The following is a 25209-nucleotide window of genomic DNA, read 5'->3' on the forward strand; positions in this document are numbered from 1 at the left end:
CGTCATTACGCCTCCCCTCTTGGTTTTGGTTCGCCTAGGAATAGCATTCCATCTCTTACTTCCTGCTCATATTCGTCTAGAGGAGCTAATGGAGGTGTACCTGGAACGTTGGTACCATCCTTGTAATAGCGTCCATCATGACAAGGGCAGAAATATTCGTTTGGATGCTGGTCACTGCCTTCCCATGAAACAACACAACCTAAATGTTTACATACTGGGGAAAAAGCTACAATTTCATCATTTTCATTTCGATAAACCCATGCAGCACGATTTACTTCAGATTCATACCAGCCATCAACTTGATCAATCGTCCAATCGATTCGCTGTGGCTCTGCTGTAATATCGTCGACTGATAAACCTACGTTTGCCATGTCTCCTGCAGAAGATTCTTTTAATACTGGATCAATGGCCATCCTTATTGGAGAAATAAGTAGCCCCGCTGCCATAAATCCTCCTACCCCTGTAAGCGTATAATTTAAAAACTGTCTTCGGGATACTTGCTGTTTTTCATCACTCATGATTTTCCCCCCTCTTTACCATAATCACGGACATATCATTTTTAATCAGATTACTAGGACAATACCATGATAGCGCAATCTTTTTATTCGGTCAATATAAAACAATATTCACAAACAAAAGATGACACATTATCGAGAATTTTTTAATTACTGACACACTAAAATATGACGTTTTTTATACTTCTACTATATCTATTATTACCAATATGCACGAATTAACTCTACCATTTGAGCAACTTGTTCACGGACGGTTTTATGCATTTCTTTTGAGTTCAACTCTCCTGTTTGTACAGCCGGTATCCATAACAGGGTACTTTCTAGTTCCTGCTCATGCTTTTTCCAACTTGGGTCAAATGTTAAGTGAAAGATATGCTTAAAAGGCTGTTCTTTCATTTCTGCCGACCACCTATTCAATCGGGCTACCTCTGTTTGTTTATCAATTGACTTCAAGTAAGAATAATGTGGTGCTAGTAACATTCTTCCGGTTAACTCTTTTTCGAGTTCGTGTGAGAGGAGGGTAATCATCTCGGCTTGAATAGCTGCTTTTTCTGACTCTTCATCATTTGCAATACCAAACGGGACTAGAGGAACTACAATAGAATCTATGTATTCTTTACTCTGGAAATATGTTTGAAGATCTGCTTTTCTCCATTTCACCGCTGTATCATCCTTTCTATAACGATAATTGTGTACTATTATTAAATCTTATCTTATATAGACAAAAAAAATCAACCTAAAGCTTAGGTTGATTTTTTCAAATCGGCTAATTCTTTTGTAAGTACCAGGAACCTCTCACGGTCTTTGCTCTTCAATGCATTATCAATTTCAGAGAGTATTTTTTCCTTTTTATATTGATGTAAGGAATAATTTAATAGCTGGTTAGCAATATCCTTATCCTGATTTGTAATATAGTAATCAACTGGGATGAAAGGATTTTCTTCCAGTACAGAAGCATAATATGAATTCTGATTAGCATTTTTAAAATTCAGCTGTAAATATAAGGACTCATCCTGATTGAGCCGAATATCATGGAAGGACTTTTCTGCATCTGTGGTTACAAGGTGGTCCTTGTAAAATCGAAATGCTACTTCATCAGAACAGTGACTTGTCATCATAATCCCTCTAGAACAATATTTCACATCTCTGACAAAATGCACATTTGCTAATAAATCACTATGATTGATTAAATAATTCAGGATCCAGACGCTTTCTCGTTTTTTAAGGCGGTAATGATTTAAAAACCATTGAATAAAACTTTTTTTATCTTTGGCAGTGACAGGCGTTATCATCTGTTTTACCCCCCTTTTAAAGTTTTATTAGAAAACAAGGCTCCTTTGTGTATATCTTAGTTGCACTTACACGGCTAACACTTTAATAGCTGCTGAAATTCTACTCACCTAATTCATATGTTTGTTTTAAACGTGCTAAGTATGACTCAACTTCCTCGTCCAACGGCTGCAAACGAACATAGGATTCAAAAACTGGGATAGCTTCTTTGATCTTACCGTCTTCCGTAAGAAAATAGCCAAACTCTTTCAGGAAGTCGCTATCTTGATTTAAACTAGTATATGCATCACGGTAGCTTTTTAATGCATTATCAAACGATTCAATTTCATTAAATGCACGTGCTAATTCCCAATCATAAAGTGGATCCTCTGCACCTAATTTCTGCACCTCTGTTATAAGGTCTGTAATATTTATATGTGCTTCGTTCTTTTTAAATAACTCAATTAAGAACAGGATAGCCTCTTTATAATCAGGGTCTAATGCGATTGCTTCTCGAATAAATTTCTCACTCTCATCATCCTGACCTAACTGATGTGCAATAGAACCTGTTAGAAAGAATAGTTCTTTATTGTATTCATCCATTTCGAGCCCTTTTTTTGCGGTTTTATACGCATCCTCTAATAGCCCTTCCTTTTCATAAACCATTGCTAGCTGATAATAAGCTGTATGGTAAGACTCGTCGATTTCAATTACATGCTCCCATGCTTTAATTGCAATATCATTTCGATCTGTTTGATATGCAGTAATTCCATATTTAAATAGCTTATCGGCATTTTCATTACCATCCTCAGTAAAGTAGGTTAATGATTTTTCATATTCGCCAGCAGCTGCATAGGATTCACCAAGTCTGTCATCTATTGAAATATGGGCAACTTCATCACGCTTTGACTTAACCTTTTCGTAATAGGTAATCGCTTTGAGATACTCTCCAATCGAAAAATATAATTCTCCAAGCGCAAAGTCGATGACAACCTCTCCTGGTGCAAGTTGCTTCGCCGTTAATAGTTTTTGCTCAGACACCTCGAATAATCCTTGCGCTTGATATAAATCAGCTAATTGGATCAGCGCTTGTATATATGCTGTATCGTCCTTTTCTATTTCATTAAGGAGCGTTATTGCTGGTTCATCTTCCTCGAGCTCAATAAAAATATCTGCCAAAGAGGTTTTTAAATCGCTTTCGTCCGGGTATCGTTTCAATAAATCTTCTAAAATAAGTCTTGCATCTTGCAGATGTCCCCATTGTCTATAAAGCTCTGCAATCGTATATTTTTCATCATCATTTGCTTTAGATAAGTAATCCCCCAATAGTTGGATCCCTTTTTCAGCTTGATTATTTTCTATTAATTTTACTGCTTCCATAATGGTGTCCATGACGAACATCCTCTCTTCAAAAAACTCGCATGAATTTCGACTATTATTAATGAAATAAATGATTGATTCAATTATACAATAAAAGCGAAGATGACTGAAACAGAAATGCATCTATATACGTTTGTTTTTGCATCAAAGTTGTACATTATGTTAAAAGAGAAGAAATTGTTATCTGGTTTTTAGTTTGAAACAAAAAGAGCCTGCTTTGCGCAGACTCTTTTATTAGGAGATGGATTCTAAATCTTTAAAGAAGTTCGGATATGAAATTGCGATACAGCTAGTATCATCGATTGTCACTTCACCATCTGTTATGAGGCTGGCGATTACTCCCATCATTGCGATACGATGATCATCATAAGAAGCTATTTTACCACCTTTTAATGGTGTTTGTCCTTTTATAATTAATCCATCCTCAGTTGCTGTAATATCAGCCCCTAGGGTTGATAAAACATCTACTATTGCTGTGATTCGATCTGTTTCCTTGACCCGTAATTCTTCTGCGTTTCTAATTACCGTTGTCCCTTCTGCCTGTGTCGCTAAAAGAGCTATTACTGGAATTTCATCGATTAATCGAGGAATGATTTCTCCTTCAATTGTGATACCTTTTAAAGAGCCATGGGCAATTCGAACATTTCCAAATGCCTCTCCACTTGTAGAATGCTCAGTTACAATTTGAATTTTTGCGCCCATTCTATTTAAGACTTCAATTATACCAGTTCTGCTAGGATTCAACCCTACATTTTTCAGTAAAATTTCACTACCAGGTACAATAGCTCCCGCAACTAAGAAAAATGCAGCAGATGAAATATCGCCCGGAACATGTACATCTGTCCCAGTTAGATCACTTTTGTTCGTAACAGTGATTGTGTTTCCATCAATTGTTAGATCTGCACCAAAGGCTTTAAGCATATTTTCCGTGTGATTTCGCGTCGGAATTGGCTCTGTAACTTTTGTTTCACCTTCTGCAAGTAAACCAGCAAGAAGAATCGCTGATTTAACTTGAGCGCTTTTAACTGGCAGGGTATAATTGATTCCTTTAATCGCCGTCCCTCTGACTGCTATTGGAAGTAAGCTTCCATTAAATCTGCCATCAATTATTGCGCCCATCTGTCTCAATGGATTCACTACTCTGTCCATTGGTCGTTTGGAAAGAGAGGCATCCCCATAGATTGTCGTAAAGAAAGGTAACCCAGCTAGGATTCCAAGCATTAGTCTAGTTGTTGTTCCTGAATTACCGAAATCTAAAGGTTGATCTGGCTCAACTAATCTTTTTACACCCTTACTTTTAATTATTAATGTTGTATCATGAACATCGATAGAAACGCCCATTTCCCTAAATGCTTCCACCGTCCTCATGCAGTCTTCCCCATCAAGAAAATGCGTGATTTTCGTTATTCCATTTGCTAAAGAACCGAAAATTACTGCTCGATGCGAGATTGATTTATCTCCCGGAACTAAAATTTCTCCCGAAAGCGGATTGTTCGATTGCTGCAATGTACATTCGCTCACTATCTATTCACATCCTTTATTCTATTGGCATTATTGTTGTATCATCGTTTCGTACCCATTATTCTCTAATAATGTTGAGCTTGCTACCTGAGCTTTCTTTGAACTAAAGCTCAGTCTCATATGGCCCGTAATATCTTCACGAACTTCAAGAATTTCTATGTTCTTAATACTAATTTTCTCTTGGGCCAATAACTGCACAATGGAAGCAATTGCACCGGGCTGATCTCTAATATCAACATACAAGTCGTAAAAAGCAGGAATAGCACCTTTTTTTGATTCTGCCAAACCGTCTCGATATAGCTTTGCTTTATTGAGATATGTAATCATTTCCTCTTTTTGATCATGATCCAGAAGCTGCTTTAGACCTTTCATCTCTTCTATCCACTCTTGAAGTAACACGGACATTTTATCCCGATTATGATAGAAGATATCCTGCCAAAGCTCTGGATTGCTTGAGGCAATGCGCGTAATATCCCGAAAGCCTCCTGCTGCGAGCTTTGGTAGGAATGCATGCGTATTTTCCCATTTTTTTGCTTGATGTACAAGGGATGAAGCGATTAAATGAGGAAAGTGTGATACAACACCAGTCATTTCATCATGCTCATTTGGCATTAAGACAACAAATTTACTTTTCGTTTGAATTAAAACGCCTTTTAAAGCTTCAATCTCATTGTGTTGATTTCCATTTGTAGGTGACAATACATAAATCGCATTTTCAAATAGATGTGCCTTTGCTGCTTGCACACCTCTTTTATGTGAACCAGCCATCGGATGGCCACCAATGAAAGTTACATTTTCACTGTTTAACGAACTTGCTGTTTTTAAAATCGCTCCCTTTACGGATGCGGTATCAGATATAATCACTTTCCGTTTAAAGGATACCGTTTTAAGTAGATTCACCAATGCGATTGTTTCCGAAATTGGTGCTGCCAGAATAATAAAATCGGATCGCTGTGCTGCTTCTATAAAATTAGTACTTGCCTCATGAATGATACCGTTTAAACGTGCAAACTCAAGTGAAGCTTCATTCAGATCATATCCGATAATATGATGATCACTTGATTGCGCCATGCCCTTTGCAAGGGAACCTCCAATTAAACCAATTCCTGCTACTAAAATCGTCTTTCGCATTTTATCACCTTACTTTACTATTGCTTCGTTATGGAATTCTAACAGAACGCGTTGTAGGTCTTCCATATCTTCACCTGTCCCTAAAGACACTCGAATTGTCTTTGGAATACCAAGTAGTTCACCAGGCCTTACTATAAAACCACGCTCTAATAAATACTGAAATACATCGATACCGCTTATCGGTGTTTCTACTAGGAGAAAGTTTGTTTCTGAGTGAAAGTATTTCCAACCGATTTGATTGAGAAAGTTTTTAAAAGATGCTTTCACCGTTTTATTTTTTTCATAACTATTCGTTATAAATACGTCATCGGATAGTGCAACAAGTGCAGCTTGCTGTGCAATAGAGGTAGTGTTAAAAGGTCCTCTAACAACATTTAACTTATCGATAATCATATGATTTGCTATACCATAGCCAATTCGTAACCCTGCTAATCCATAAGCTTTAGAAAATGTGCGCATTACAATCAAATTGTTATGACTTTTGATGTACGAAAGCACATCTATGTTAGCTTCTGGATCAACGTATTCAAAATAAGCCTCATCAAAAGCAATAAGAACGTGTTTCGGACAATTGTTCAAGAAAGCTTCAAATGCTTCTTTTGGAATTACAGTCCCGATTGGATTATTCGGTGAACAAAGCCAAATGATTCTTGTTTTTTCATCAATAGCTTCAAGCATCTTATCCAAGGCATGATAACCGTCAGCAGTTACTTCAATTTCCTTTACCTCTGCCCCTTCGATTAGGGAATAGTGTTTATATTGGCCAAAAGTCGGTGTTGCTGTAACAACATTCGATCCCGGAGCAAGGTATGTTCTGCACAGCATTTGAATGATTTCTTCTGTCCCGCTTCCAAATACTAATTGTGATTCTGCTACCTCCAGCTTGTTTGCTAATGCAGACCTTAATTCAGCAGTATAGCCATCTGGGTATATATTAAAGTCGGGCAATCCTTGTAAAAGCGCCTCTTTCACTTGATTTGAATAACCATATGGGTTTTCATTCGACGCGAGTTTTACGATTCGTTCTAACCCAAATTCTTGCTGGATTTCTTTCGTCTGCTTTCCCTGCTTGTAAGGAGTTAGCTGACTTAAGACTGGCTTTGCTTCCATTAGTTATTATCCCCCTTTACAAGGTCAGGTCGTAATTTAACAGCATCATGATGGAAAACATGCTGAATTTTTTCTTGTTCTTCCGTTGTATTAACAACCATCATTACTCGAATACATTTCGGTAAACTGTTCGGCACATCGATTTCAGCCATACACATGACAGGAACATATGTCCAACCCGAAATCTCCCTTAGAGCTTTTGCGGGAAATCCTGCATTTAAATCTTTCGTTACAGATATGAAAACGTGTGAAACATCAGTAGGTTGGACATTATTTTTCGCTACCATTTCCTCAATTAGTAATCTTGTATTTTCTATCATTTGGTTTTCTTCGTTTTGTAAGACCGTAGTCGCCCCTCTTAATCCCCTATTCATTGTACCATCAACCTTCTCTCAAATGATGTTAAATAAATTTCGATTTCAGTATCCTCTAATTCTCTTGTAACTGGTTTAGCTACATCCTCTAATAGCACCATTTGAATTTTGCTCTTTAATGCCTTTTTATCTGACTTCATTTTACTTATTAATGCTAAATTGTTTAAGTCCGTTCCAATAATCGGATATTTATTCGTTTTAAACCATTGAACAAGCTCATCAAATGGTAATTTTATCGAATATAATGCTTCGCTCACATGAATAGAAAATAAAAGACCAATCGCTACTGCTTCTCCATGAGTCAATGTCCCATATCCAAGTTCAGCTTCTAATGCATGACCTAATGTATGTCCAAGGTTTAAATACTTACGCACCCCTGATTCTCTTTCATCCGCTTCTACAATAGCAGCTTTAATTCTAATGCCTTGCTTCAGATGCTTCTGTAGCCCATGATTCGATACATTATAAATATCCACCATTAACAATGTATTGAAAAAATTCTTATCAGCAATCAACGCTTCCTTAATCAATTCCGCATAGCCTGACCGCACTTCACGCTCACTTAAAGAATGTAGTGTGTCAACATCATAAATAACTGCTTCTGGCGGATAGAAGTTACCGATCAGGTTTTTACCAAACTCATGATTAATTGCTACCTTCCCACCGACACTACTGTCATGAGCAAGAATCGTTGTCGGTATTTGAATATAATCAATCCCACGCATATAAGTTGCAGCAACGAAACCGGCAAGATCTCCAACAACGCCTCCGCCAAGGGCAATGATTAGTGATTCACGATCCAGACCAAATTCAATGGCTTCGGTTTGTAATTGGTAGAAGGTTTGGAGGTTTTTTGACTTTTCTCCAGCTGGGACGATAGACTGGAAAACCCGATATGCAGGTAGGTTTTCCAGAATATCCTTTAAATAGAGTGCTGCAACATGCTCATCCGTTACAACCAAAATGGATGAATATTCTTTATTCAGAAATTGCTTGATTTGCAATCGTAATGATTCTCCAATTGAAATCGTATAGGCGTTAGTGCTTGATTTAACTAAAATTTTCTCCACTAAAAACACCTTATTTCTTCGCGATAATCGTCAATTGCTTTTTTCAGTCTAGAGAATTCATCACTCGGAAATTGCTCCGTAATAGCTTTTGCTAGTTCAAATGCGACAATATGCTCCATGACTACAGAAGCAGCAGGAACTGCACATGCATCAGAACGTTCAACAGTTGCTTTGAATGGCTCCTTTGTTTCAATGTCGACACTTTGTAGTGGTCGTTTCATCAATGTCGGAATTGGCTTCATGACACCTTTTACAACAATCGGCATACCAGTTGTCATGCCCCCCTCAAAACCGCCAAGTCGGTTTGATGTACGGTAGTAACCTTTGTCTTTGTCCCAAGCAATTTCATCGTGAACTTCACTACCAAACAATTCAGCAGCTTTAAATCCAATTCCAAATTCGACCCCTTTAAATGCATTGATACTCATTACACTTCCGGCGATTCTGCTATCAAGCTTACGATCATAATGAACATAAGACCCTACTCCAGCAGGCATGCCTTCTACATATACTTCACAGACTCCGCCAATGGAATCTCCTTCTTTTTTCGTTTTATCAATTTTATCCATCATTTCTTGTTCTACATTTTTATCCAAAACCATAACTGGTGATTCCTGCGATATCTTTATACGTTCTTCAATCGTAAGGTCGTCCTTATCTTCTGCACGAATACCCGCGATCTCTTTCACATATCCGCATACCTCGATCCCAAGGTGCTTTAAGAAAGTTTTGGCAACGGCTCCTGCAGCTACACGAGCAGCAGTTTCTCGGGCAGAGGATCTTTCTAAAACATTTCGCATGTCACGATGGCCGTATTTCAATGCACCATTTAAGTCTGCATGGCCTGGTCTTGGTTTTGTAACAACTCGTCTAAGCTTTGTATCCTCTTTAATAGGATCTTCTCCCATAATATCTGTCCAATGTTTAAAATCATCATTATGTATAACGAGCGAAATAGGAGAACCCAACGTATATCCATGTCGAATACCACTTGTTACCTCGACCAGATCCTTCTCGATCTGCATTCGCTTTCCTCTTCCATGCCCCCCTTGCCGACGTATTAAGGACTCATTAATGTCTTCTTTTAATAATGGCATTTGTGCAGGGAGTCCCTCGATAATTGTTGTTAGTTGTTTCCCATGAGATTCCCCTGAAGTTAAGTAGCGCAATGAACATTCTCCTTTACAATGATTTACTTAAAAAGCGGATATGATAAATCCAAAGTTTTTCTAACTACTATACCATAACTCCATTTGTTTATGTTGCATTTTTTCGAAAAAAATAATTTTACAAGTGATGAAGTCGGAGTAACCCAAAATTAAAGAGACGTTTTAACTGGTGACTCATTAATTTTTTGATAAAAAAATGTTTCTGCAAGATTGAAATCATATTTAGCTGGGTTAAAAATTTGCTCTGTACTTCCAACGAATAATACGCCATTTGGTTTTAATGCATTGCTGAAGTTTTTATAAATATTTTCCTTAGCAGAATCCGTAAAATAAATTAAAACATTTCTACATACGAGTAGATCAATGTTTGTAGGGTAGCGATCAGCTAGTAAATTATGCTTTTTGAATGTAATCATTTGCTTTAGTGACTCATCAATTTTATAAAGACTGCCCGTCATTTCAAAATACTTCTTTTTATAACTTGTTGGCAACTCTTTCAAAGCCTGTTCCATATAGATTCCTTGCTTTGCCTTTGCCAACACATTCGTATCAATGTCTGTTGCCAATATTTGAACAGGTACAGTGGGGAAATGTTCTTTCATCAAAATTGCTAAACTGTATGGTTCTTCACCTGTTGAGCAAGCGGCACTCCAAATAGATAACCGATTCCTATCCTTTAGCAGAATTGGCAGGATAGTGTCCTTTAAAACCTCCCACCTTTTTGCATTGCGGTAAAATTCAGACACGTTAATTGTTAATCGATCCGTAAATTCATTTAGCATATCTTTATCTTTGTTGAATGCTTCAAAATAAGTTACGAAGCTAGAATAGCCTCTTTTATTTCGCAGTGTTGTAATTCGTCTTTTCATCTGTGTTTCTTTATATAACTGTAAATTAATTCCTAGCCTTATCTTTACCTTCTCAATGAACTCCATATAGTCATCTTTCATTGTTCTTAGCCTCTTTCACCCATAATTGTAAAAAAACCTCCGTTAAAAACGGAGGTTTTTTTTTACTTAGTAAATCCATGCACTATCTTGTTTATTGTAAGAAACGATTTCACTTTCATCAAAGAATAGTGAAATTTCTCTCTCCGCACTTTCTGGAGAGTCAGAACCATGGATAATATTCTTTCCGACCGTCACGCCAAAATCTCCGCGAATTGTACTTGGAGCAGCTTCTTGTGGATTTGTTTTACCCATCATCTGGCGTGCAGTCGCGATTACATTCTCGCCTTCCCAAACCATTGCAAATACAGGACCAGAAGTAATAAAATCAACAAGCTCGCCAAAAAATGGTCTTTCTTTATGCTCACCATAATGCTTTTCCGCAAGCTCGTTTGAAATTACCATTAGCTTTGCACCAGCAAGTTTAAATCCTTTTGATTCAAATCGTTTTACAACTTCTCCAATCAAATTACGTTGTACGCCGTCTGGTTTTACCATTAAAAATGTCTTTTCCATTATTTCACCTCGTTATTATGTATAAAAACAGTAACCTCTAAAATTTTAACAAATTTTTATAAAAATAACAATATACATTATGAACGCCTTTTACCAATATATTTCGCAATATCCTGTAAGGTTTGCTTTGCCTTTGAAGCCGGTAACGAATCCAATGATTTTAAAGCTTTTTGGAGGTATAAATCGCTCGTTTCGTATGCCTGCTTAATCGCTTGTGTCTTTTTCAATTCAGAAATAATCTGCTGCATCTCCTGATCGCCAACTGTGCTGGGATTTGCAAAAATCTCCCTCAACAATTTGTAAAAGCTTTGATCCCTCATCGCATATAATACAGGCAATGTTATATTTCCTTGCAGCAAGTCATTTCCTGCTGGCTTTCCAAGTTCCTTGGCAGATGATGTAAAATCAAGGATATCATCGATAATTTGATAAGACATACCAATATAATATCCATACCGATACAATTTCCCTGCATCCCGTTCAGATAAGCCGCTTGCGATCGCACCAAGCTTGCAGCTCGTTGCAATAAGCAATGCAGTTTTACGTTTAATTCTTCTTAAGTAGTCACGAAGTGTTTGATCCCACTTAAATTTATCTTTGATCTGCTCTACTTCTCCAATACTTACCTCAACAAGTGTTTTAGAAAGCAATTGGTGAACTTGCACGTCTTTAATAGACGTTACAACCTCTAAAGCTCTTGCTAATATGTAATCACCTGTATACATAGCAACACGATTGCCATATACAGATTTAATGGTTGGTTTCCCTCTCCGAAGTTCAGCTTCATCAATTACATCATCATGGACAAGTGTTGCCATATGAATTAATTCAAGGGTAACTGCAATCTTTTGAATACGTTCTATGTTATAATTTCCAATTTGTCCTGCAAGCAATACAAATACTGGACGGATTCTTTTTCCTCCAGCATCCAAAAGAGCAACAGAAGCATTACGCAGAACAGGATGTTCTGCTTGTATACTTTGATGCAGTGCGGATTCAATTAGATCTAAATCTTTTTTTAAAAAACTATACATTTTTGGAAGTCTCATATTATGTCACCTTATTTATAACCTTGAAAAATAAATAGTATATTTGCGGGGTTAATTTGTATTTTGTGAATAACTTAGTTACCGGTATAGCCACGTCCACAAAGTGCTAAAGCCGCAGTAAGCCTTCCACACCCTCTTGACAATCTAAATTAACATCAATTTTATATGAAGAATGGCCGAATAATACCGGGACAAAACCTAACTTCGGCATCTCCCTACAGGAGCATGTTCCATTTTAGATGAACTTGACTTTTCGTTCAAATCGGGAAAAGTCATAGTTTATCTTATACTTAGGAGTGAATCTTCGCCTAAGGTATTATCGACAAGTTTAACCACCCGGGACAAGGTCCATATGCCACTAACCGAGCTTTTGTTCTACCATTATTTCTTAAAGCCCATATGCATTGCTGCAACCCCGCCTGTATAGCTTTTCATCTCAACATGAGAGAAACCAGCATCCAAAAACATCTGTTTTAATTCGGTTTTTCCAGGGAAATCCTTCGCAGATTCTTGAAGCCAGGAGTATTCTTTATAGCTTTTCGCAAATAGCTTGCCGAATAAAGGCATAATAAAACGGAAGTACAAGTAATAACCCTGTCTGAAACCAATTAGCGTAGGTTGTGATGTTTCTAAACATACAACCTTTCCACCAGGCTTTACAACCCTGTACATCTCTTTTAAGACCGTCATATAATCAGGAACATTTCTTAACCCGAATCCGATTGTAACATAGTCAAATGTATTATCATCGAATGGAAGTTCCATTGCATTTCCATGTACGAGTTCCAATTGATCCAGTTTTAATTCCTGTTGCTTCTTTTTAGCGATAGAGAGCATATTCTTACTAAAATCAAGACCAATCACGGTGCCTTCTTTTGCAACAGCTTCTGCAAGTGAGATGGACCAATCCCCAGTACCGCAGCATACATCTAATGCTTTAGACCCCTTCTTAACCTGCATTCGCTTCATGACATCTTTACGCCATGCAACATGTCGTTGAAAAGAGATAATCGAATTCATCGAGTCATACTTCGTATAGATTTTTTCAAAGACGTGGTGCACACGTTCTTCTTTACTTTGTTCGTGCATAAGTCAACCTTCTTCCACAATCGAGGATTGATAAAAACTCATATTTTCTAGTTTTTTTCTAATTAACGATTGAAATGCTGCATATTTACCAGGTACCTGTGATAGAGCTTTATCAACTTTATCTAGTTGTTTTTCGATTAACGAATCAATTGGATTTAACCCCGTTTTATACGAAGTATCGATATTCATTTCCTTCCACTGTACGAGTAATGGTGTCCTATTAGCCGTAGCACCTATTTTTTCATGAACTAACCTTTCTGTTAGCAACCAATCACTTATAACTTGATTCAATTCGTCTCCATGAAGAAATCGCGCTACTCGTACAAGCAGCATGGAATCAATTTGTTTTGTTACATCCATAAACGTCTCAAATGTTTCAATCTCTTTGTAATAAAGTTTCATTTTGTATTCATTAATATTCTTAATTGCAATTGCAAGTGTATGTATTAGTTCAACATCTTCTATTTCAGACAATAGATAATAATATAATCCACTGTAATAATCTCCTGCTAAAACATTAAGCTGCTTGCTTAGCTTCTCTTCTTTCGTTTCATTCTCTTCATTACCAATTGGTACTAAATCATGTGTATCAAGTGCCATCTGCACCATCATCGTTGTGATGACGAAACGTTCCTTTTGAATGATGCTTAAAGAATCACAACTAAAGACTAATTCAGCTAAAATCTGCAGTTTCCCTTCATGAATTATGGGCTTTTGTATATGTCTTTCAAGATATTCATTATGGATTTTATCTTCTAGTAGATTTCTTATATGTTGAATTTCTGTCATTGAAGTGTTCAAAGATATCACCTTAGCCCTTTCATCCTTCGAGTGCTTTCGTTATTATAGCATATATTGTCGGTTATAAAAACGAAAGAATACGGAGGATGGTTAAAAAGTGATAGGATTTACTAAAACCTTATCGATTATCTAGTTCACCGTGACTCGTTTGAATAATTGCCTTACCTCTAACTTTTACAGCTGAAGTGTGCTCTGTAAATTGCGCTATCATAACTTCACCTTCATCCAGTTTTTCGGTGTGATGAAATTTCGTGTCATTCCCTCGGGTCAAACCGATTACATTTACTCCATCTTCTAAAGCCTTAATAACAAAAAAATCCGATTTAATCGAAGAATTGTTCATTGCTGTTTTTTGCCCCTTTTTATATTTACTATGTCCTATTATATTATGAAAGTCAATTTAATTCTCGGCGTTTTTAGAAAACTTGACGTTCTTTAAATGGATTCCTAGTAAGTGTATTTTGCTTTCTTAGAATCACTTATGCAGATATGAAAGTTTTATACTTTCATATCTGCCAAAATAATAGAAAAAGGGTACGTATGATTACGCACCCTTTCTACGCCCTATGTAGCTTATTTTACGCTGTCTTTAAGGGCTTTTCCTGGTTTGAAAGCAGGAACTTTACTTGCTGGAATTTCAATCTCTTCTCCAGTTTGCGGATTACGTCCTTTACGTGCTGAACGCTCGCGTACTTCAAAGTTACCAAATCCGATTAACTGTACTTTTTCACCATTTTTAAGTGAATCCATGACAGATTCGAAAACTGCGTCTACAGCTTTTGTAGCGTCTTTTTTAGAAAGCTCACTTTTTTCAGCAACTGCATTCACTAAGTCTGTTTTGTTCATGACATTCACCTCCTCCCAAAATGTATGCTTCGACATGGGAACAAAATAAATCCATTTCTATGAATCCATTCTGCACACTTGTTTGCCTCTTTATACGCAAATGTCATTCAGTTCATTTGATGACAAGGCTTATATTAACTGAGTTTGCGATAAAATTCAACAATAAGTAACGATTTTATTGATATTTATTTGCAAAAAAGCCAAAAATGCCCTCTGAATGACGAAAAACCACCCATTTTTTGGTAAATCTGTAAAAGCTATGTGTCCCATGGATTACAGCTGGTTTATTATACATATACGACACTAGCTATAAATTTCCTTCCGTTCATAAAAATTTTTTTATCAATAATTAGCCTATAAGAAGTAAAAATTTCAGCTTTGCAAACTGAAATTTTGTTAATTTCTATGAAAAAAAGGTAATTAATACGTCATTTTTATATCCCTATTTTCACAGCGTGAGATTGAAATACATTAGAATTGAAAGAAACTGCGAACTAACTTCTCGGCTGTTTTCTTCAAGTATGTGCAATAATCGCTGTCCGGGATCGCTTCGAGCGGATGCTTTCCGTGGGCACGGCTTCAGGCTCTCCGGAAGAAGAGCATCGGTGAGACTACGCAGTGCGACAGAACAAGGAGGCTCACCAGCACCCCTTTGGATGCGCGAATTATATTTCCGGAGCGGATATACGCACAAACATTATGTGTTAATTCGAAGTTTATATTCATTTTGAGCTAAGTTAAAGCAAAACAAAAAGCAGCTTATAATCAGCTGCTATAAAATAATTGCTATTAGTCCTCCGGATCCTTCATTTATGATTCTTTCTAGCGTATCCTTCAGTTTATATCTGGCGTTCTCAGGCATTAGTGATATTTTAGCTTGGATGCCTTCGCGCACAATGGAGCTGAGTGATCTGCCAAAAATATCGGATTCCCAGATGGATAATGGGTCTTCTTCAAAGTCCTGCATTAAGTACCGAACAAGTTCTTCACTCTGTTTTTCCGTTCCGATAATAGGAGCAAATTCAGATTCTACTTCTACTCGAATCATATGGATGGAAGGTGCAACGGCCTTCAAACGAACACCAAATCTTGAGCCTTGGCGAATGATTTCAGGCTCATCCAATAACATATCCTCCAAAGTTGGGGCGGCAATTCCATATCCCGTTTGCTTTACCATTTGTAAAGCTCCGGAAATATGATCATATTCCCTTTTCGCATATGAAAAGTCTTGCATTAATTCTAAGAGATGATCTTTCCCGCGAATTTCTTCTCCAACAATTTCCTTTAAAATTTGATCATATAAGTGATCTGGTGCATGCAAGTCAATCTCAGCTACCCCTTCACCCATTTCCATTCCCGCAAGGTTTGCTTTATCAATATACTCGAATTCAGAAAAATTGCCGACAATATGATCAACATCCCGTAATCTTCTAATATCTTTCACGGTTGTTTGAATTGCTTCTTGGTAGTTCTCTCTTAGCCAATGGTTTTCTTTTAAAACCATGACCCAACTTGGAAGATTAACATTCACTTCAAGAACTGGGAATTCATATAACGCTTCACGGAGAACATTATAAACATCATGTTCTGTCATCGATTCGATACTCATAGAAAGTACTGGGATATCGTATTTTTCTGCTAAGTCTTGACGTAGTAATTCTGTTTCCTGGCTAGATGGTCGAACGGAATTAACTACCATAATAAATGGCTTCCCGACCTCTTTCAACTCTTCCACAACTCGAGATTCTGCATCTTCATAATCATTACGCGGAATTTCTCCAATGGATCCATCTGTGGTCACAACTACACCAATCGTTGAATGCTCTTGAATAACTTTTCGTGTACCGATTTCGGCTGCATCATGAAACGGAATCGGGTCTTCATACCATGGTGTGTTAATCATCCTTGGTCCATTTTCATCTTCAAACCCCTTAGCCCCTTCAACTGCATAACCGACACAATCCACAAGACGAACATTTACGTCAAGCCCTTCATCCACAGTTAGTTGAACAGCTTGATTTGGGATAAACTTTGGCTCTGTCGTCATAATTGTACGTCCAGCTGCACTCTGGGGTAATTCGTCATGCGCCCTCGTTCGTTCACTCTCATCTTCAATATTCGGTAACACAACTAACTCCATGAACTTTTTAATAAATGTCGATTTTCCTGTACGGACTGCACCAACGATTCCTAGATAAATATCTCCATTTGTCCGTTTGGAAATATCTTTAAAAATATCGATTTTTTCCAAAAGATCCCCTCCCGATCTCCGTACTTTAATATGGACCACCCGTAATATATTGACATTATGAGTCTATGATGTTGTCCTATTAAAATATGACTTGTTTCAGTCTGTTTCCTAAATTAATTCACCCTAGAGCAATTTATTCAGGCAAAATAAATGAAAAAAATAAAATTCCCTTGCAACAATATATGTTACAAGGGAATTTATATGTTATATTTATCAAAACTTTAACCGTTATTTCTAATTTCCTCACATCCTACGCTTTACTCCTCTTCCATTAAGAAAACCGGCTCATTATCTTTAATGGTATAAGGAAGGGAATATGCTGGCACAAAAGGAGTATGATCGGCTAAAATGTAACGGATGTCGTCGCCTTCTTTATAATCATGATCATATTCATTTAAGGCATTATTTAAATCGATACTGTAATCAACATAGAGATTACCATCCACATCCATAATAATAGGCAAATTCTCCTGTGAATACGGACTGACTACAGTTGGAGCGTTATTTAAACCTAGTTTTTCATAATCAATTGTATATAGACCGTTTACAATTTTTTCGCCGTATGCTGGATAAATATGTTCACTCCGAAAAATATCTAATTGGACATTTACACTGCGAATTGCTTCGGTTACACGTAAGTCAATTAATTTAACCCTTGGATCATCTTCAGGTGTGATTAATGTATATTGATAAACGCCGCCTTGTTCATAAGCATTTCCAGGTGCATTAGATAAATTGCCGTTTTCTTTTAATAAAGTGAAATCAACTAAATACTTTTCAAAGATTGGCGTATCGCTCGACTTTGTACGTATTGGCACCAAACCTTGTTTCTCTTCTCGATAATCGTTAACAGCATTTTGAACGGTATCCAATTGATCTTCGTATGGAATTTGATTTTGCTCTCTTTCACTTTGTGGATACAGACAGCCACTTAATAGCACTGAAAGTAATAGTATTCCGATAATCTTATAATATGTATGCTTCATTGCAATAGCCTCCTTATCAGCTACCGTGTAGGACCACTTAATACGACGTAAAGAATGATTAATCCACCCGAAATTAATGAAAGGTATGCCATAAAGGACACAATCCCAGCTAACCATCCCTTCAATTTTTTTCTACTCAGTACAATTAAACCAATAGCTACTATTAATAAAAACATTCCAACAAAAGAGATATACATCATAAGCATCGATAATGACATTTTTGTTCACCCCAGATCTCTATTTTCCTTTGCACACCGTATTATAACATATGAGTCATACCTGCACGTATCGAAATGGTAAATTAGTACAGCCGCTTTCAACAAACAAATACCCGAAATGAAGGGGGCCTCTCCATCCCGGGTTGACTAAATAAAATCCTCAGCAACTCTATCCATGAATGCTTGTGCGATTTATCTTATGCAAGGATATAGTATATCGTATCCGCAGGTTACCTATGATTCGTTATTTTTTAAATAAATGGTTTAACGATTGCATGTCCCCTGGCATTTTATTATTAACAATTGCTTGAACAATTTTATCTTCTTTTTCTTTTGTTAAAGGTCTATCTGCCATTTTTGCTAAATGCCTCACTAAATTTCGAACTGTTTTTTCATCCGAAAAATTTGCGTTTTTTACAGAATCGGCCACCTTCATAACATCATCCGGGTTAATATTGGCATTTTTTTGTAACTTGTCAAACATTCCCTTTTGAAAATTATTCACTTATTCTCCTCCTTGCTATAATCATTCAACATAGTATATGCAAGGAGGTTGATAACGTGTTATTGCGTATAACGCTCGTTTAATAAGATTGAAATATCATCCATTTCGTCTCGTTTATCTCTGCTCATGAGTTCATCAACAACTGCTTTAGGTGTTTTTTCTTCAAATAATATTTGATAAATTCCCGAAGTAATTGGCATCTCCACTTGTTGCTCTTTTGCAAATTGATATGCTGCTTTTACGGTCCTTACACCTTCAACAACCATTCCCATTTGCTCAAGAACATCATCTAGCTTATTGCCTTTTCCTAATAAATTTCCAGCACGCCAATTTCGGCTATGGACACTTGTGCACGTTACAATTAGATCTCCAACACCTGGCAGCCCCAAAAAGCTAAGTGGATTTGCACCAAGCGATGTTCCTAACCGAGCAATTTCAGCAAGCCCCCTAGTCATTAATGCAGCTTTTGCGTTATCGCCATAGCCAAGCCCATCCGAAATTCCCGCTCCTAAAGCGATTATATTCTTTAAAGCCCCACCTAGCTCTATACCAAGTATATCTGAGCTTGTATAAACTCGAAATGTATCACTATTAAAAAGGTCTTGTGCGATCTTTGCATTATCCATGTTAACAGCAGATACTGTAACAGTTGTAGGGTGCCTTAATGCTACCTCTTCTGCATGACTAGGACCTGAAAGAACAACGATTTCCTCATAATCGTAGGTTGTCAATTCCTCACTAATCATTTCAGAGACCCTTTTTAATGTATCTGGTTCAATTCCTTTCGATGCATGAATAATGGTGGGCTTTTCTGCTAACATGTTATTTAAATTCTGGGAAACTTCTCGAATCGCTTTTGTTGGAACTACAACAATTATAGCGGCAACTCCAGTAACAGCTTCTTTTAAATCGTGAAAAGCTGTTATTTGCTCCGGCAAAATGCCCTGTAAATATTTTTCGTTTTTACGAGTACGATTAATGGTTTCTGCCTGTTCCTTACGGTGTGACCATAGGCGAACATCATGCCCATTATCTGCTAGTACAATACTTAATGCAGTACCCCAGCTTCCTGCTCCTAACACTGCAACATTTGCCATAAGTCTGGTCTCCTTTTTTCTAGCTCCAGCGCCTAGCGAGACTTCCTTCACCTCCGTATGATAAAGAAGACTTGCCGACTGTCAAGACACGAGGCCTAGTCGCACTTATACCCTTCCGGTGAAGTGAATCTCCAAAGTACGGGAGTCCGTACATCGCTTACCGGGCGCTTCCGCTTTTGTTCACTATTGTCTTCTTCTTGCAAATAGTTTAATTGGTGTACCAGTAAAACCAAATGCATCCCGGATCTTGTTTTCCAGAAAACGTTCATAAGAAAAATGCATCAATTCAGGATCATTAACAAAAATGACAAAGCTTGGCGGCTTCACAGCTACTTGTGTCGCATAGAGCACCTTTAATCGTCTCCCTTTTACGGTAGGAGTTGGATTCATAGCGAGTGCATCCATAATGACATCATTGAGTACATTTGTTGGTATACGTTTTGCATGACTTTCACTTGCAATTTTGATGGCTGGTATTAGTGTATGCAGCCTTTTCTTCGTCTTTGCGGACAAGAATACAATTGGCGCATAATCTAAGTATTGGAAATGCGCACGTACATTTGCTTCAAATTCTTTCATTGCCTTTTCATCTGATTCAACAGTATCCCATTTATTTACAACAATTACAATACCTCGACCAGCATCGTGGGCATACCCAGCAATACGCTTATCTTGTTCTCTAATGCCTGTCTCTGCATCAATCAATATAAGGACGACATCTGATCGTTCGATTGCCTTTAAAGCTCGCAAAACACTGTATTTTTCTGTTGTTTCGTATACTTTCCCTCGTTTACGCATTCCTGCAGTATCAATAATCACGAAATCCTGATCATCTTTATAAAGATGCGTATCAATGGCATCTCTAGTCGTTCCTTCTATTTCACTTACAATAACTCGGTCCTCATTCAAAAGTGCGTTTACCAATGACGATTTACCAACATTTGGTCTACCAATCAGACTAAAATAAATGGTATCTTCATTTACTTCGTCCTCTGAAACCTCTGGAAAATGACTGACAACCTCATCCAGTAAATCACCGAGTCCAAGTCCATGTGAACCTGAAATTGGGAATGGTTCTCCGAATCCGAGTGAATAATATTCATAAATCGTCTCACGCATTTCAGGGTTATCAATTTTATTGACTGCCAGTACTACTGGTTTATTCGATTTGAATAATAATTTTGCAACTTCTTCGTCTGCGCCCGTTATTCCTTCCTTACCATTGAGAATAAATATAATAACATCTGCTTCATCAATAGCAACTTCAGCTTGTTGACGCATTTGAACAAGTAAAGGTTCATCACCGATTTCAATTCCACCAGTGTCAATTAAATTAAATTCTTGATTCAGCCATTCAGCAGAAGCGTATATCCGATCACGGGTTACACCCGGTATATCTTCAACGATTGATATTCTTTCACCAACCAATCTATTAAAAATGGTTGATTTTCCCACATTTGGTCTTCCTACAATTGCAACCACAGATTTCCTCATATAAAGGAACATCCTCTCTCTTTATGTCTATTTACCTTGTTCACGCGATAACGGACTGTAATCCCCACCTTTATGCTTATAGTAGCCAAAACATGTGAAAGTGGAGAGGAACAGCTCATAAATTCCTAATTCTGTTCAAGGCTTTCGGTCTCCCTTGTGTACTAACTTTCAGCAGGAGTAAGACCACCCACTGAATGAAGTTTCACTTTATACATTCTAGCAAAAGAAGGAAATATTAACAATAAGTATTAATGTTTCACAATAATAAACAGTTCTTCACTTAAAGCATGCGCAATCCCATCCATAATTGCTTCAAGATTAGCTGCAATTAGTTCCAGTTCCTGTTTTGTTTCGCATAAAAAGATCGGGGCACCACCAGCTATTTTTTCCCTATTGGTTGTAATTACAGCTAGAATAGCTTTTTCGATATTCATTTCTTATGCGCTCCTTTTTTATAAGCGTTTGTTTCCGAAGGCATTCGAACTGCATTTTCTAGTACTGGTACAGAGCCGATCACTTTTTTAGCTACCGCTGCATCACGGATTTGCGGAAGAACAAAAACACCCAAACGACCATCGTCTAAGTCACGTTTAATTAATGGCATAAGTGCAGGTGTCCCTGAGTCTCGAAAAACACCTAATGCAACAGATACATCGTGAATAATCGCTTGACGTTGACCAAGATTGCCAATTGTAGTTATTGCATTCATATTCTTAGGTGTTACAATAAACCCCATACCATATTTCATAATCTCCTTTTGCCGCTCAGCTAATCCAATGTTCATAATATAAATATTATCTACATGAAGTCCAGCTCCATCAAAGGAAATATCTGCTCGATTAATTTCTGCAATATCTTCTAGTATTGAGCCACTCATCAAAATGTGCCCTAAAATAAAGCAGATAATAGCAATGATAATTGCGATAAACACATTCCATATAATATACGTTAGACTTGTTAGAAATCCTGTAAACATAACTAGATAATTTCTGCTTTCAAAGGAGATTGCTATTCCTTCAATATATGTCTTCCCTCTTGTTACAAGTTCAAAGCTGTCCATTTCTGTTAATGTATTTCTTTCCATATTGCGTACATCCCTAAATTGAGTTGCAGCAACCGTTAAGAGCGTCACAGCAGTGAATTCTTTTTCCAATAAAGCAGGTACAGCCAATGCCCCCAACGACGCGGCAATAAATCCTAATGACAAATGAATGATTTTGCCGTGTAAATAAGTAGGATATTGTCTGTAATCCGTTCGCAATAAAAGAATTCTCGCTATTGTTCCAGTCACAATCCCAAATAGAATCGGGAAAATATATCCACTCATTTTCTCACCTCTAGAAATTCTGTAGAAATGCTTATTTGTAGTATGTCTAAAAATGAATAAAATAGTAGTGGATATTAAAAGTTATCGAGAATAGTATTTCGAAAAGTTATTAATTTATTACCTACAAAAAATGATCCCTGTTTTTATACAGAGACCATTTTCATTTAAAAATGGGTGAGAACACCCCAAAATGTATTATTTTTTATATTTATTTAATTGATCACCGATAAAGTCACCAAGCTGGAACCCAGTTTGTTCGTCATCTTTTTCGTATTGCTGATATTCTTTTTGTTCTTGCTCCTGTTCTAGTTCTTTAATACTTAATGAGATACGTTCTTCAGCTTCATTCACATCAAGTACTTTTACTTTTACTTGTTGCCCTACTTCCAGAACTTCTTGTGGTGTGCCAATATGACGGTTTGCAATCTGTGAAATATGAACCAACCCTTCTACACCAGGTAGAATCTCAACAAAAGCACCAAAGTTCACTAAGCGTTTCACTGTACCTTCAATAGTCGATCCAGCAGTAACACGATTTTCGATATCTGACCATGGCCCTGGGAGTGTGTTTTTATGTGATAGTGAAATACGCTCATTATCGCGATCTACAGATAGTATTTCTACTTGAATCTTATCTCCCTCTGAAACAACATCCGAAGCTTTAGCAACATGTTCATGTGCTAATTGAGAGATGTGAACTAAACCATCGACACCACCGATATCTACAAATGCACCGAAGCTAGTAATCCGTTGAACAGTTCCTTCTAAAACCTGTCCCTCCTCAAGTGATTGCAGTAACTCATTCTTTTTTGCGTTTGCTTCATCTTCCACTACTGCGCGGTGAGAGAGGATAATACGATTTTGCTCACGGTCTAAATCAGCAATTTTAACAGTTAGAGACGTATCCTTATAATCAGAAAAATCCTCTACAAAATGCGTTTCTACTAACGATGCTGGGATAAACCCTCGAAGCCCAACATCAACAACTAGTCCGCCTTTAACAACTTCTTTAACAACCGTTTCAAATACCTCATCGTTGTTGTATTTCTGCTCTAAATCTTCCCAAGCAGCTTCAGCATCTACTGCCTTTTTTGACAAAATAACTTCATCATCTTCTAATTTTTTTACTTTTAGTGTAACTGTATCGCCTTCTTTTACAACATCAGACGTACTTTCAACATGCAAGCTTGAAAGTTCACTGATTGGCAAAATACCTTCCGTTTTATAGCCAATATCTACAAGAACTTGTTTCTCTTCTAATTTTATTACAGTTCCTGTAACCGTTTCCCCTACATTTAATTGCTGTAAATCTTTGTTTTCTTCACTCATATCCATAGCCCTCCTAGACAGTCCAATATCCCAATATAATGGAAATAGTAAACATGATTAAAACTATTCTTTCTATAACTTCTAATAATTACAATTATTTGTCAAGTAAAGTTTACTCATTTTGATATTTTTCTTTTAAAGCGATCATTTCCTGTGTGATGTCATGTGCCGTTTACTTTGGAGATGCTTTAGATTCTAGTTAGTAAACTTTCTATCTGAAAGACCTCTTTTTACTGGAAAGGAATTGATTCATAAACATAATTCCCCTAAAAAACGTCTTTCAAACAATTCCTTTTTCACTATAGACAGATGTTTGCTGTAAAAGTGATTTCAACAAAGGATCCAATTTCGAATGTGGTTGAAGCATATAATTAATGGCCCAATTTTAGGTATGTTGTCTCTTCCAATGGACCCTATCTCATATCTTTGCCACAGCTTTTAGAATTTCCCCTGCTACTTCATTAATACTTAGGGATGTCGTATCAACCTCGATTGCATCTTTTGCTTTAATTAAAGGAGAAGCTTCGCGATTTGTATCAATCCGATCTCTTTCTTCGATTTCTTTCTTTAATTCTTCCATACTCGATGCAATGCCTTTCTTGATGTTTTCCTCATATCTTCGTTTCGCTCTCTCTTCAACGGAAGCAATTAAGAAAATCTTCACCTCTGCATCTGGAAGTACATGTGTACCTATATCTCTTCCATCCATGACTACACCACGATCGTTTGCCATCTCTTGTTGTCTTTGAACCATTTCTTCCCGAATCGATGCATGCTTGGCAACGTGAGATACCTTCGTCGTTACATCTTGAAATCTTATTTCATTGGTTACATCTTTTCCGTCCAATAAAACAACTTGTCCAGCTTCCGATTGTTTTAATTCAATTACTGTATGCATTAATACTTCTAAAATAGCTTGATCATTTTCTAGATCAATACCTTGGTTTATTGCTTTTAACGTTAACGCCCGGTACATAGCACCAGTATCGATATAAATATAAGATAATTTTTCTGCGACAATTTTAGCTACGGTGCTCTTCCCAGCAGCTGCCGGGCCATCGATGGCAATTGCAATGTTTCCTTTTTGCATTGTTGACATTCATTCCTCTCATCAAGTAAAACTTCATGCCTGCTAATTACTGAATAATCCCATCTTGTTTATTATGTACCTATTAAGTAGGATATAAAGCAGCAGATAACTAATTAAAACTTGGC

Annotated in this window: 27 protein-coding genes; all 27 read right to left on the bottom strand. The window is 37.1% G+C overall.

Going from position 1 to position 25209, the window contains the following annotated elements:
* Window positions 1–5: 5 nt before the first annotated feature.
* On the bottom strand, window positions 6–518 hold the full coding sequence (locus MHH64_RS14110) for a ubiquinol-cytochrome c reductase iron-sulfur subunit (protein ID WP_095308999.1): 513 nt from the start codon (window positions 516–518) through the stop codon (window positions 6–8).
* Between the two features lie 198 nt (window positions 519–716).
* Window positions 717–1175, bottom strand: a complete 459-nt coding sequence (locus MHH64_RS14115; RefSeq protein ID WP_095308997.1) for a YpiF family protein — start codon at window positions 1173–1175, stop codon at window positions 717–719.
* An 83-nt stretch (window positions 1176–1258) separates the two neighbouring features.
* The gene (locus tag MHH64_RS14120; protein WP_095308995.1) at window positions 1259–1807 is read right to left on the bottom strand and encodes a ReoY family proteolytic degradation factor; all 549 of its coding nucleotides are present in this window, start codon (window positions 1805–1807) and stop codon (window positions 1259–1261) included.
* Window positions 1808–1907: 100 nt separating this feature from the next.
* The gene (locus tag MHH64_RS14125; protein WP_095308993.1) at window positions 1908–3176 is read right to left on the bottom strand and encodes a tetratricopeptide repeat protein; all 1269 of its coding nucleotides are present in this window, start codon (window positions 3174–3176) and stop codon (window positions 1908–1910) included.
* 222 nt (window positions 3177–3398) lie between these two features.
* Window positions 3399–4685 (bottom strand): 3-phosphoshikimate 1-carboxyvinyltransferase, encoded by a 1287-nt coding sequence (gene aroA, locus MHH64_RS14130; protein ID WP_095308991.1) that lies wholly within the window; start codon window positions 4683–4685, stop codon window positions 3399–3401.
* Window positions 4686–4715: 30 nt separating this feature from the next.
* Entirely contained in the window at window positions 4716–5816 is a 1101-nt protein-coding gene (locus tag MHH64_RS14135; protein WP_095308989.1) for a prephenate dehydrogenase, read from the bottom strand.
* A 9-nt stretch (window positions 5817–5825) separates the two neighbouring features.
* Window positions 5826–6926 (bottom strand): histidinol-phosphate transaminase, encoded by a 1101-nt coding sequence (gene hisC / locus MHH64_RS14140; protein ID WP_095308987.1) that lies wholly within the window; start codon window positions 6924–6926, stop codon window positions 5826–5828.
* Window positions 6926–7300, bottom strand: coding sequence for a chorismate mutase (aroH, locus tag MHH64_RS14145; protein ID WP_095308985.1), 375 nt, complete (start codon window positions 7298–7300; stop codon window positions 6926–6928). Before aroH ends, hisC begins: the two co-directional genes overlap by 1 nt.
* The gene (aroB, locus tag MHH64_RS14150; RefSeq protein WP_095308983.1) at window positions 7297–8370 is read right to left on the bottom strand and encodes a 3-dehydroquinate synthase; all 1074 of its coding nucleotides are present in this window, start codon (window positions 8368–8370) and stop codon (window positions 7297–7299) included. The genes aroH and aroB overlap by 4 nt, the downstream gene beginning before the upstream one ends.
* On the bottom strand, window positions 8370–9539 hold the full coding sequence (aroC, locus tag MHH64_RS14155) for a chorismate synthase (protein ID WP_095308981.1): 1170 nt from the start codon (window positions 9537–9539) through the stop codon (window positions 8370–8372). The genes aroB and aroC overlap by 1 nt, the downstream gene beginning before the upstream one ends.
* Window positions 9540–9688: 149 nt before the next feature.
* On the bottom strand, window positions 9689–10489 hold the full coding sequence (locus tag MHH64_RS14160; RefSeq protein WP_340001940.1) for a protein-glutamate O-methyltransferase CheR: 801 nt from the start codon (window positions 10487–10489) through the stop codon (window positions 9689–9691).
* Window positions 10490–10555: 66 nt separating this feature from the next.
* Window positions 10556–11002: a nucleoside-diphosphate kinase gene (gene ndk / locus MHH64_RS14165; protein WP_095308977.1), complete on the bottom strand. Its 447-nt coding sequence runs from the start codon at window positions 11000–11002 to the stop codon at window positions 10556–10558.
* 77 nt (window positions 11003–11079) lie between these two features.
* Window positions 11080–12051: a heptaprenyl diphosphate synthase component II gene (gene hepT, locus MHH64_RS14170; RefSeq protein ID WP_095308974.1), complete on the bottom strand. Its 972-nt coding sequence runs from the start codon at window positions 12049–12051 to the stop codon at window positions 11080–11082.
* A gap of 381 nt (window positions 12052–12432) precedes the next feature.
* Window positions 12433–13140, bottom strand: coding sequence for a demethylmenaquinone methyltransferase (menG, locus tag MHH64_RS14175; protein ID WP_095308972.1), 708 nt, complete (start codon window positions 13138–13140; stop codon window positions 12433–12435).
* A gap of 3 nt (window positions 13141–13143) precedes the next feature.
* Window positions 13144–13941, bottom strand: coding sequence for a heptaprenyl diphosphate synthase component 1 (locus MHH64_RS14180; protein ID WP_187393155.1), 798 nt, complete (start codon window positions 13939–13941; stop codon window positions 13144–13146).
* 118 nt (window positions 13942–14059) lie between these two features.
* The gene (mtrB, locus tag MHH64_RS14185) at window positions 14060–14284 is read right to left on the bottom strand and encodes a trp RNA-binding attenuation protein MtrB (protein WP_095308967.1); all 225 of its coding nucleotides are present in this window, start codon (window positions 14282–14284) and stop codon (window positions 14060–14062) included.
* 230 nt (window positions 14285–14514) lie between these two features.
* Window positions 14515–14787 (bottom strand): HU family DNA-binding protein, encoded by a 273-nt coding sequence (locus tag MHH64_RS14190; RefSeq protein WP_010650679.1) that lies wholly within the window; start codon window positions 14785–14787, stop codon window positions 14515–14517.
* Between the two features lie 772 nt (window positions 14788–15559).
* Window positions 15560–17038 (bottom strand): stage IV sporulation protein A, encoded by a 1479-nt coding sequence (gene spoIVA / locus MHH64_RS14195; protein WP_095308961.1) that lies wholly within the window; start codon window positions 17036–17038, stop codon window positions 15560–15562.
* Window positions 17039–17295: 257 nt separating this feature from the next.
* A complete protein-coding gene (locus MHH64_RS14200) occupies window positions 17296–18024 on the bottom strand; it encodes a hypothetical protein (RefSeq protein WP_095308959.1) in 729 nt (242 codons plus the stop codon).
* 20 nt (window positions 18025–18044) lie between these two features.
* Window positions 18045–18242 carry a DUF2768 domain-containing protein gene (locus MHH64_RS14205; protein WP_095308956.1) on the bottom strand — a complete coding sequence of 66 codons (198 nt, stop codon included), beginning with the start codon at window positions 18240–18242 and terminating at the stop codon, window positions 18045–18047.
* Between the two features lie 244 nt (window positions 18243–18486).
* On the bottom strand, window positions 18487–18747 hold the full coding sequence (locus tag MHH64_RS14210) for a stage VI sporulation protein F (RefSeq protein WP_095308954.1): 261 nt from the start codon (window positions 18745–18747) through the stop codon (window positions 18487–18489).
* A gap of 59 nt (window positions 18748–18806) precedes the next feature.
* Window positions 18807–19844, bottom strand: coding sequence for an NAD(P)H-dependent glycerol-3-phosphate dehydrogenase (locus MHH64_RS14215; RefSeq protein ID WP_095308952.1), 1038 nt, complete (start codon window positions 19842–19844; stop codon window positions 18807–18809).
* Window positions 19845–20027: 183 nt separating this feature from the next.
* Window positions 20028–21338: a ribosome biogenesis GTPase Der gene (gene der, locus MHH64_RS14220; protein WP_118889606.1), complete on the bottom strand. Its 1311-nt coding sequence runs from the start codon at window positions 21336–21338 to the stop codon at window positions 20028–20030.
* A 248-nt stretch (window positions 21339–21586) separates the two neighbouring features.
* Window positions 21587–21772, bottom strand: a complete 186-nt coding sequence (locus MHH64_RS14225; RefSeq protein WP_095308948.1) for a hypothetical protein — start codon at window positions 21770–21772, stop codon at window positions 21587–21589.
* Window positions 21769–22665, bottom strand: coding sequence for a YIEGIA family protein (locus MHH64_RS14230; protein ID WP_095308946.1), 897 nt, complete (start codon window positions 22663–22665; stop codon window positions 21769–21771). The genes MHH64_RS14225 and MHH64_RS14230 overlap by 4 nt, the downstream gene beginning before the upstream one ends.
* A 195-nt stretch (window positions 22666–22860) precedes the next feature.
* Window positions 22861–23994 (bottom strand): 30S ribosomal protein S1, encoded by a 1134-nt coding sequence (gene rpsA / locus MHH64_RS14235; RefSeq protein ID WP_095308944.1) that lies wholly within the window; start codon window positions 23992–23994, stop codon window positions 22861–22863.
* 418 nt (window positions 23995–24412) lie between these two features.
* The gene (gene cmk, locus MHH64_RS14240; protein WP_095308965.1) at window positions 24413–25084 is read right to left on the bottom strand and encodes a (d)CMP kinase; all 672 of its coding nucleotides are present in this window, start codon (window positions 25082–25084) and stop codon (window positions 24413–24415) included.
* Between the last annotated feature and the right edge of the window lie 125 nt (window positions 25085–25209).

It is taken from the genome of Oceanobacillus sp. FSL K6-0127, from assembly GCF_037983385.1.
GTDB lineage: Bacteria > Bacillota > Bacilli > Bacillales > Amphibacillaceae > Oceanobacillus > Oceanobacillus profundus.

Coding starts and splice junctions, on each gene's coding strand:
- MHH64_RS14125 (WP_095308993.1), bottom strand. CDS start 3,176: ATGGACACCATTATGGAAGCAGTAAAATTAATAGAAAATAATCAAGCT.
- hisC (WP_095308987.1), bottom strand. CDS start 6,926: ATGGAAGCAAAGCCAGTCTTAAGTCAGCTAACTCCTTACAAGCAGGGA.
- MHH64_RS14230 (WP_095308946.1), bottom strand. CDS start 22,665: ATGAGTGGATATATTTTCCCGATTCTATTTGGGATTGTGACTGGAACA.
- MHH64_RS14215 (WP_095308952.1), bottom strand. CDS start 19,844: ATGGCAAATGTTGCAGTGTTAGGAGCAGGAAGCTGGGGTACTGCATTA.
- MHH64_RS14110 (WP_095308999.1), bottom strand. CDS start 518: ATGAGTGATGAAAAACAGCAAGTATCCCGAAGACAGTTTTTAAATTAT.
- MHH64_RS14160 (WP_340001940.1), bottom strand. CDS start 10,489: ATGAAAGATGACTATATGGAGTTCATTGAGAAGGTAAAGATAAGGCTA.
- MHH64_RS14225 (WP_095308948.1), bottom strand. CDS start 21,772: ATGAATATCGAAAAAGCTATTCTAGCTGTAATTACAACCAATAGGGAA.
- MHH64_RS14205 (WP_095308956.1), bottom strand. CDS start 18,242: ATGTCATTATCGATGCTTATGATGTATATCTCTTTTGTTGGAATGTTT.
- menG (WP_095308972.1), bottom strand. CDS start 13,140: ATGCACGAACAAAGTAAAGAAGAACGTGTGCACCACGTCTTTGAAAAA.
- MHH64_RS14200 (WP_095308959.1), bottom strand. CDS start 18,024: ATGAAGCATACATATTATAAGATTATCGGAATACTATTACTTTCAGTG.
- MHH64_RS14120 (WP_095308995.1), bottom strand. CDS start 1,807: ATGATAACGCCTGTCACTGCCAAAGATAAAAAAAGTTTTATTCAATGG.
- rpsA (WP_095308944.1), bottom strand. CDS start 23,994: ATGAGTGAAGAAAACAAAGATTTACAGCAATTAAATGTAGGGGAAACG.
- cmk (WP_095308965.1), bottom strand. CDS start 25,084: ATGCAAAAAGGAAACATTGCAATTGCCATCGATGGCCCGGCAGCTGCT.
- MHH64_RS14190 (WP_010650679.1), bottom strand. CDS start 14,787: ATGAACAAAACAGACTTAGTGAATGCAGTTGCTGAAAAAAGTGAGCTT.
- ndk (WP_095308977.1), bottom strand. CDS start 11,002: ATGGAAAAGACATTTTTAATGGTAAAACCAGACGGCGTACAACGTAAT.
- aroH (WP_095308985.1), bottom strand. CDS start 7,300: ATGAATAGGGGATTAAGAGGGGCGACTACGGTCTTACAAAACGAAGAA.
- hepT (WP_095308974.1), bottom strand. CDS start 12,051: ATGAGACTTCCAAAAATGTATAGTTTTTTAAAAAAAGATTTAGATCTA.
- mtrB (WP_095308967.1), bottom strand. CDS start 14,284: ATGAACAATTCTTCGATTAAATCGGATTTTTTTGTTATTAAGGCTTTA.
- MHH64_RS14135 (WP_095308989.1), bottom strand. CDS start 5,816: ATGCGAAAGACGATTTTAGTAGCAGGAATTGGTTTAATTGGAGGTTCC.
- der (WP_118889606.1), bottom strand. CDS start 21,338: ATGAGGAAATCTGTGGTTGCAATTGTAGGAAGACCAAATGTGGGAAAA.